10 protein-coding genes and 1 pseudogene are annotated in these 7,407 nt (G+C 40.8%); 3 read left to right on the plus strand and 8 right to left on the minus strand.

Features of this window, described 5'->3' with window-relative positions; translation table 11 throughout:
- Positions 1–119 precede the first annotated feature (119 nt).
- Positions 120–248 (plus strand): hypothetical protein, encoded by a 129-nt coding sequence (locus GCWU000325_RS12610; RefSeq protein WP_006254184.1) that lies wholly within the window; start codon positions 120–122, stop codon positions 246–248.
- Between the two features lie 302 nt (positions 249–550).
- Here the strand turns inward: GCWU000325_RS12610 and GCWU000325_RS01530 are convergent, their stop codons facing one another.
- Positions 551–1,477, minus strand: coding sequence for an IS982 family transposase (locus tag GCWU000325_RS01530; protein WP_006254185.1), 927 nt, complete (start codon positions 1,475–1,477; stop codon positions 551–553).
- Positions 1,478–1,725: 248 nt separating this feature from the next.
- Between GCWU000325_RS01530 and GCWU000325_RS01535 the strand changes: the two genes are divergently transcribed.
- Entirely contained in the window at positions 1,726–2,241 is a 516-nt protein-coding gene (locus GCWU000325_RS01535) for a hypothetical protein (protein WP_211205521.1), read from the plus strand.
- Between the two features lie 255 nt (positions 2,242–2,496).
- On the opposite strand, the gene GCWU000325_RS01540 is transcribed toward GCWU000325_RS01535, so the two are convergent.
- Positions 2,497–2,946 carry a hypothetical protein gene (locus GCWU000325_RS01540; RefSeq protein ID WP_244832863.1) on the minus strand — a complete coding sequence of 150 codons (450 nt, stop codon included), beginning with the start codon at positions 2,944–2,946 and terminating at the stop codon, positions 2,497–2,499.
- Between the two features lie 486 nt (positions 2,947–3,432).
- Here GCWU000325_RS01540 and GCWU000325_RS01545 point away from each other — a divergent pair.
- Positions 3,433–4,061, plus strand: a pseudogene (locus GCWU000325_RS01545) (NYN domain-containing protein).
- Between the two features lie 159 nt (positions 4,062–4,220).
- Here GCWU000325_RS01545 and GCWU000325_RS01550 read toward each other — a convergent pair.
- The 6 genes from GCWU000325_RS01550 to GCWU000325_RS12615 all read right to left on the minus strand — a co-directional run bounded on the left by GCWU000325_RS01550 (position 4,221) and on the right by GCWU000325_RS12615 (position 7,328).
- Positions 4,221–4,442: a hypothetical protein gene (locus GCWU000325_RS01550; RefSeq protein ID WP_006254191.1), complete on the minus strand. Its 222-nt coding sequence runs from the start codon at positions 4,440–4,442 to the stop codon at positions 4,221–4,223.
- A gap of 4 nt (positions 4,443–4,446) precedes the next feature.
- A complete protein-coding gene (locus tag GCWU000325_RS01555) occupies positions 4,447–4,701 on the minus strand; it encodes a hypothetical protein (protein WP_006254192.1) in 255 nt (84 codons plus the stop codon).
- 27 nt (positions 4,702–4,728) lie between these two features.
- Positions 4,729–6,003, minus strand: a complete 1,275-nt coding sequence (locus tag GCWU000325_RS01560) for a PcfJ domain-containing protein (protein WP_006254193.1) — start codon at positions 6,001–6,003, stop codon at positions 4,729–4,731.
- A 4-nt stretch (positions 6,004–6,007) separates the two neighbouring features.
- Positions 6,008–6,427: a PcfK-like family protein gene (locus tag GCWU000325_RS01565; protein ID WP_006254194.1), complete on the minus strand. Its 420-nt coding sequence runs from the start codon at positions 6,425–6,427 to the stop codon at positions 6,008–6,010.
- A gap of 6 nt (positions 6,428–6,433) precedes the next feature.
- Positions 6,434–6,865, minus strand: coding sequence for a hypothetical protein (locus GCWU000325_RS01570; protein WP_006254195.1), 432 nt, complete (start codon positions 6,863–6,865; stop codon positions 6,434–6,436).
- Between the two features lie 307 nt (positions 6,866–7,172).
- Positions 7,173–7,328, minus strand: a complete 156-nt coding sequence (locus tag GCWU000325_RS12615; protein ID WP_006254197.1) for a hypothetical protein — start codon at positions 7,326–7,328, stop codon at positions 7,173–7,175.
- Positions 7,329–7,407: the final 79 nt, after the last annotated feature.

Here is a 7,407-nt window from a genome sequence, read left to right on the forward strand (position 1 = left end):
ACCTTGCCAAGACCCATACTCAAAACATTCTTGAAAGCATCGCCTTTAATTTATACAGAACCTCGGGGATAATTATGTCCTCATTTGTAGGATAAGGCATAACCACCCTTGAGGAGCTCGTGCAAGCAGCTCCTCAAAGGGGGATTTACAACTACTTTCACTCCTTACTGCCACCCCTTTCACTCGCTCCTTTTATGCCAAGAACTCCTCTTTACTACACCTCCTTATTTTGCAAAGGTCTCTTGTAGGTGGTTTATCAAAAGCGGTTATTAATCATCTGAAATTAGTTTCGTGCTGATAGAAAAATGATTTGTGACAAGGATCATCAAATAGATGCTTACTGCGTTTATCATACTATAAACCCATAATAAGAGAGAAGATAGATAAAGGGTAGATAGAGATGTATACAGATAGGATAATAGAGCAGAGTAGCTGTTTCTTGCCTGGGAATATTACCCCCCAAAATCTGAAATATGGAAAGTAGTAAAGAGCTAGTCCTATCTTACAGTACAAGATATCACTATAATGTATACTCGAGTTCGGGATAAGGTCAGTATGTAAACAGTTCTAACTGCCTTGATTTTTCAACATAAACAGGCAGAGCCTCAGGTTTATTGTCAAAAAAGCAATAGGCTGTTAGGGCAGAACATAGGTTCATAATGAAGTTGTGTATCGAGCGATGTCGCGAGTGTACGAGGTTAGCTTTATTCTTCAAGAGTTCATTGATGCACTCGATGATATGGCGTTTTCTTAACATTATCTTATCCCACATGGGCATCAGCTTGTTCTTCATTTTAGCCTTTAGGCCATGAACGAGTTGGATACCTTGACTGAATAGACTTTCGAAGAGTTCTTGCTTAATATATCCTCTGTCAGCAAAGACCTTTCCATAGAGCACCTTTGTAAATACATTCCACACCCTGCTATCCCTGTCATCCACGTTGGCTCCAGTAAGACAGAATGTAATTACTTCGCCTGAATCATTGCAAAGCAGATGAAGTTTAAAGCCATGACACCAGCCCATCGTCCATTTTCCGTTCTTGGCGAGCCCCGAAAAGACCTTATTGAAATACCTTCTTACGTTGTGGCATACGGGGATCATTCTGCTATCAACGAACGTTATCCCCGTACACTTGCCGAAAGCATAGAGCTTCATAAAGAGCATCATTTTGCAGAATACACGAGGCATGAGCTCTACAAAGCGATTATAGGATACCGCTTGGGGGAACTCTTTGTGGAAGCAGCCGCGGATACAATTCTGATAATACTCCTTAAAATTGCGATAGGTACCGAAATGATAGCATATGAGAATCGTCATAATTTCGCTTTCGGAAAGCTTTCCTTTACGATTTCTGTAACGTTTTCCATTACCATCTTGGTTAGGTAAACGCAGGTTTCTCTTCAGCTCACCATCCAAATTCTTGTCAAACTCATCGATAGTACAGAATATTTCTGTAACTTTGTCCTTGGTAATCATCGCTATATTTGTTTTATAAGTTGCTGATTTTCAACTATAAATTTACAAAATAATAGCAAGATTACCAACTTTTTAAGCAATTTTCTTATCCCGAACTCGCGTAATGTATAGTAAATTATTGCTGTCCGATAAAAGTTTTTTGATTGATATGCCGTTCTTTTGGAGAGGGCAAAAAGTAAAGGGCTGATTTCGTTTTGTAAAGTCAGCCCTTAATGGTTAATTTGTATTCGACAAAAAAACATTTAACCATGGGTAAAAGTACACATTTTAGCGGACAGCAATATTTGAATTTACCAAGTATTGACGAAGAAGATTTCAAGTTTGAAAAAAGAAATGACACTTTATATATCACGTCATTGACCTACTTCACTCTTGACGGAACAACTCTTATCGTTCCGAAAGGCATTCGTGTTATAAACTTGCGGGAAAGCATTATCATCGGCATAAAACAGGAAACAACAGATGACACACCTGCTGCATGGCTGGATTTTTCTTCTGAAAGAAGTAGGTTGATAAGGAATATAAAGCAAAAGTACAATCTTTGGACTTCTCAAAAACAAGAGGATTATTTATATCGACATCACTGGCCAACCATTAAAGACTTGTCTATACAATTCCAAAAGACATTTTACGATAAAATCATAGAAAACCAAATTGACTATAAAGAATGTTGTCCTGAATATATAGAACAGGCAAAACAATATCTTGCTATGAAAAAAAGAGTGTCATTTCTTTTGAGCAGTTGCATGCATATCCTCAAATAAAGGGTAGGACAATTACAATTTCTTATAGGAAAAAACAGAAGAGTAGGCATATAGTGATAGTAGAAACTTTTAAATAAGTGGGTTGATAAAAACGAAATCTTTAATGATAATGGGTTCTCGACTTATTTCACTTCTTGCTAAAGCCTTTCCTCTTTTTGCAGTTGGTTATGTTACTAAAGATATGTAGATACCCATAATGGAGGATTTCTTTTCACTTCAAGAGATGCTGCAAAGTGTTTTTGATACGATATAAACTTATTCTCTCATAATCCACCTTACAATTTTAATGATGTTCCATATAATGGTAATAGGAGCAGTAGCAATACCTACAATCGCAGAAGCAAATAGTTTGAGCAGGAGATATATGCCCCAAACGGCAAAAGAAGCCGATGTCAGTCGGAAACCGATAACAGCATTGAGAAACTGCCAGCCTGATACCATCGCCATGAGAAAATAACCGCTCAGCCAATGTTCATCGGGAGAGCTCTTGGTGCTCATAAAGTTGGATTTGTAGCCGATGAAAAAGAGTACAGTATAACCTATGACATACAAGACGGAACGCCCGAAATCTTCTGACTGATGTTTCTTGCGACAATCTTCGCATAGGGGTGGATTTTGTGTCCCCGCACATTGTAGGCACATTCCTCTGCCACAATCTACACACTGTGCCACGGCAGGTTCGTTAGGATGTTTTGAACAATTCATAGCCTTTAAGTTTTGAGTAAATAATTACGTTCATCTTTACAGCTTCCTTCCTTTCCAAAGAAAGATAAAAAAGATTATCTTTACAATGATTGCAAGCCTTACAAAAGTACAAAAAAAAGTCTTGAATAACAAAGAAATATAATATTCTTTTTACTTCAGGAGCTTGGAAAGTAAAGTGAGAGTCTTGAAAGTTTTTATTTCATTTTGAGGATTCAATTTCAATTGGATTAATAAGAAATTCTATCATTCTTTCTTTAATAAACCTAAAACGTTACCTTTGTGATGATATGAATAACAAACTGAGACCTCTGCAAAACCTCATATAGATAGCGAAATCATAAATATAACTCATTGATTATCAATAGTAGCTTTTGGGTGTAAAAAGACTTTTGCAGAGGTCTCAAACTATCTAAACAACAAGGACAAACAACCATTGCTATCCTCATAGATGGCGATAATGTTGCCGCCGACAAACTTAGTGACATCATGTCCTTTGTTTCCTCATACGGCAATCCCATTATTCGGCGTATCTATGCCGATTGGACAAAGTCCGCGATGAAACGATGGAAAGAGGAAGCTAAGACATTCTCTTTCCGTTTGGTGGAAGTACTTTCTTATGTCGGGGTGAAGAATACGACGGATATGGCACTTGTCATCGATGCGATGGATTTGCTGCATGGAAAAACCGTGCAAGGTTTTTGTATCGTTTCCAGCGACAGCGATTATACGTTGCTTGCCCAGAGAATAAGAGAGAAAGGGCTATTGGTATTGGGCTATGGCGAACAGAAAACACCGGCATCACTGCAAAACAGCTGTCATGAGTTCCGCTTTTCGGATAAGGCAGCTCCCGTCCAACCGAATAATAACACGCCGGATTACTTCATAGACAGAGACCGTGCCTTGTTCAACAAGGCATTCGAAACGTCACGTAAAGGGGATGATACCGTTATGCTTTCACTGATTGTGGTGGTGAACTTAAAAAGCTGATGCCCAAGTATAAAATCAAGCGTTACGGCTGCAAGACGCTCGGGCAACTTTATGTCAGATGGGGAAAATACGAGCTGGTCAAGGTCGGTGACAAGGCTGTTAGCAGTGCCATAAGGATAAAACAATGAAAAGAACGATACCGAAACAGCATTCTCAATTGCAGTTTCGGTATCGTTGGTATTGAAGATAGGATATAGGCTTTCTTTGCTCCTTATCTTTCCCCGCCTGATTGCTCATGGAAAGAAAGGAGCAGGCGGCGGATGTGCCGTCCGCTTGTACGCTGTTGTTTACTCCTTTTGAATGATTATTCGCGTTGTTTTTACTTCGGGGTGGGTAGAAAATGCCCAGTTAATCTCTTCATCGGACAAAGTGCTGTGAATACTTCCACCCATAACCAACCCACAATTTTGCAGAATTTTCTGCCGTGCTTCTTCCTTGTTATCCGCAACCACATCAAACACTCCTTCGAAGATATATTGCATCCGAACTCTGTAAACTTTCTTCTTCATAATCTTAAAATTCAACCTTTAATAATCTGTATTCCTTTGGCTCTCCATTAGATAATTTGCGATGTGTGAGCCAAAAGTGATGCGCACCATACCCGTATGCAAAGAACTTGTCAAGTTCTGTTTCTTCGGCTATTTTGTTGATAGCTGACCTTAACTCCTCTTTGTTGTCGGATAGGGTTATTGCATTAATAACCCTAATGAGAATATGCGGTATCTCGTCAGCCCAATTGTAGATAATGTTTTCAATCTCTGTTTTCATATCTCTGATAATTTAATAGTTCATACTTTATGCTGTCGCTTTCATTCTTCGGCTTATAAGACCTCGATTGGCATTGACAAGGTTTACTATCTGCTCATGGTATTCTGTGTTCTTGTTGCACACCCCAGGACTTTGCACCACCTCCAAAGTTCGTAATGATACTTCAATGGTCTCTATTCGCTTGCCTTCAATGGTAGCCGAAAGGATAAGGGAGTCTTCCTTGAGGTAATATGCATTAGAAAACAGACAATGGTGCATTGATACACCTTCTTCCAAATGTTCCTGCACGCTCTCCAACACGTGGACTTGGATTATGCCGTCCGTGAAAGCGATACCAAAGAACTTGGATTTAAGTTCCTTGAAACGCTTTTCATCTTCCATTGCCTTCTTTTGCTTCTGTCTTATCTCCACCTGTTCACGCTGTCTGAGAAGTTCCTCGTGTCTGCGGTCGTGTTCGGCTCTGAGGTTGGCAGGACAAAGGTATTTCGGGCTGTGAGTGTCTTTGTCCAATCTGCGGAGTGTGTCCACATAGTCGCACCATAGAGAAATGTCGGTTATTTCATATCCGCTTCGGTTGGCTATCTTGTAGGACTTCCAGTAACTGTCAAAGTCTCGAGGGCTATTGAGAAAATAGCGCAAATGTTCAATCCGTCCTGCTTTCATCAATGTTTCTACACGGCTGTCAGAAAGCAATGCCGAAATGAGTGTTGTCGGGGCTATATCGTGAAAATCATTCTTGAAACCATTCCTGCGGAGTGTGTCTGTAACCTTGAACTTAGGATATATCTGCGAATAGGCTGCATATTGATAGGCTTCATTATCGTTGCGTATTGCCATAGGGCTATAATAGGAAAAGGTATCAACATAGTGTCCCAATACCCTCTGTATGGCAACCACAGCTTTTCGTCCCTGCGTATTCCACCAATATTGCCCAATCTCAATTATAGAAGTCTGTGCTTTGTAACCTTTCTCCATACCCACAATAAGTAGGAACATACGCAATACTTGAAACTCTCCACAAGTGGTAAGTAGGGTGAAATACTGCTTCTGCTGCAACTTGCGCTCGTATGTTTCCTTGACCTGCAACTTTGCCCTGCAATGAGGGCAAGTGCAAGTTTCTCTATGTTTGTCCATTACCCAACTATGCCCACAATCCATACAAGTGGCGCGACCTTTTGGCAAGCGGTAGGCGAAGTGGTCTATGCACTCACGAAATGCCCACTTACTTTGTGTCGTGGTTATCGGGCGAAGATGCTTGCTTTGTTCCAAAACCTCCTTTTCAAATTTGTTTCTCGGTTTCATAGGCTTAAAAATCGAATAGTGATGTTTGTACTTGGGTTGTCGCGTTCTCAGTCTTTTTCACTCGTGCGTTATGGCTCTGTAACTTGGCAAGTTCCTCACGCTGATATTGCTTAATGGCTTCCTGTCTTGCTTCGGCTTTTTCTTCCTCTGTGAGTTCTACAATGTGATTAACTGCTACTTGGCAGGAAACAGCCTTGCCGACTTCTATATCGTCCTCATCGTAGTAGTGAACAGCCATAGAGAAGATTTCATCATCATCAAAGCCGTTGCAACCGCTTTTCTGCACTTCATTAAGAATGTAGGTGATGCACTCCTCGATATTCTTGTTCGGTTTCATCAAGTTAGGGGCAAACAAGGGGTCTGTCATAGCACGCTGGTTGAGATACTCTGTAATCGTCCGTGTAAAATGTTCTGTTCCTTTCATAGTTCTTTAATATTTAGGAATTTCTACTATTTGATTGATACGCCCATATAGGTAGGCTCTTAGGCTTGTTCTGTCGGGTGCGTAATACTCTGTCCATTGTCCGTACTGATTGACAAGGTATTTCTTCAGTACATCAAAGAAGTCAAAGCGATAGCCTTGTAGGGGAACGGCTGTTCGGAAATAGGTGTTAGAGTTCACCGCTTCACATAGCCAATTCTTTCCTTCACGGCTCATCATTTCGCCACGATTGAGTTTCACTCGTAGGAGATATGCTTTGCTATTACAAAGGCTCTCCAAAGGGGGAACGTCCCATTGTACAAACTTAATTGACAACACTTGCTCACTCTTTTCAGCCACAGGGTTAATGCGGTAATGAGAGGAGGAGCTATATCCTTTTCTGTTCATCGAAGATGTTGTATTTACTTTTTGCTTATCCATAGCGACATTTTTTTATGCGTCCAAAGATCGGAGTATGCTGATTCCTTTTTGTAGCAAAATAGAGGTAGCGGGGCGGGCTTGCACAAGGTTTTGTCGGAAAATACGACCCAACGGTGTGGAGATTTTCCAGACAAACCAGGCGGCGCAGACCTTTTGAAAGCCACAAGCCCCGTACTACCTTTGCGGATAAAAAGGGAACAGCATCCGTCTCCTTGTCATCGCATATCGTGGAGCATTGGAAGGAAGCGAAAGTGCAAAGCCGTAATAATGAGGAAAAGAGAATGTGGCTACTGCCGGTGATAACCGGCTATGACTTATACTGGCCACACGCCCCTTTTATGAGACCTTTGCAAAATAAGGAGGTGTAGTAAAGAGGAGTTCTTGGCATAAAAGGAGCGAGTGAAAGGGGTGGCAGTAAGGAGTGAAAGTAGTTGTAAATCCCCCTTTGAGGAGCTGCTTGCACGAGCTCCTCAAGGGTGGTTATGCCTTATCCTACAAATGAGGACATAATTATCCCCGGGGTTCTGTATAAATTAAAGGCG

Source organism: Alloprevotella tannerae ATCC 51259, from assembly GCF_000159995.1.
Lineage (GTDB): Bacteria > Bacteroidota > Bacteroidia > Bacteroidales > Bacteroidaceae > Alloprevotella > Alloprevotella tannerae.